Below are 664 nucleotides of genomic sequence, written 5' to 3'. Positions count from 1 at the left end.
TCAGGCACGGCCGCCCATGGAAAGGCGCCTCATGACCAAGATCGGTATCATCATCGGCAGCACCCGTCCGGGCCGTAACGGTGAAGCCGTCGCTCGCTGGGCGCACGAAGTCGCCTCCGAGCGCACCGACGCCGAGTTCGAGCTGGTCGACCTGCTGGACTACAAGCTCCCCGTCCTGGACGAGGCGTACCCGGCCTCGCTGGGCAACTACACCCAGCCGCACACCCAGACCTGGGCCGAGAAGATCGCCTCCCTCGACGGCTTCGTCATCGTCACGCCGGAGTACAACCGCTCGGTGCCGGGCGCGCTGAAGAACGCGATCGACTACCTCTACGCCGAGTGGAACAACAAGTCCGTCGGCTTCGTCAGCTACGGCTCGCTCGGCGGCGCCCGCGCCGTGGAGCACCTGCGTGGCATCGCCGGCGAGCTGCAGCTGGCCGACGTCCGCGCGCAGGTGGGGCTCTCCCTGTTCACGGACTTCGAGAACTTCTCCGTGTTCAAGCCGGCCGACATCCAGCGTGACACGCTCGTCACCATGCTGGACCAGGTCGTCGCGTGGGCCAAGGCCCTCGCTCCGCTGCGCGCCAGCTGAGGACCTCGCCGGCCTCGGCCGGCGACACCCCGGTCACCGTCGTCCGAGAGCGGAGGACGACGGTGACCGCTG

At 68.7% G+C, this 664-nt stretch carries 1 protein-coding gene; it reads left to right on the top strand.

What is annotated here, in order from left to right; genetic code table 11:
- Positions 1-31 precede the first annotated feature (31 nt).
- Entirely contained in the window at positions 32-592 is a 561-nt protein-coding gene (locus OO52_RS45580) for an NADPH-dependent FMN reductase (RefSeq protein WP_030659387.1), read from the top strand.
- Positions 593-664 lie beyond the last annotated feature (72 nt).

The sequence above is a fragment of the Streptomyces flaveolus genome (assembly GCF_000716535.1).
Lineage (GTDB): Bacteria > Actinomycetota > Actinomycetes > Streptomycetales > Streptomycetaceae > Streptomyces > Streptomyces flaveolus_A.
This window is presented reverse-complemented; position numbering and strand designations above follow the sequence as displayed.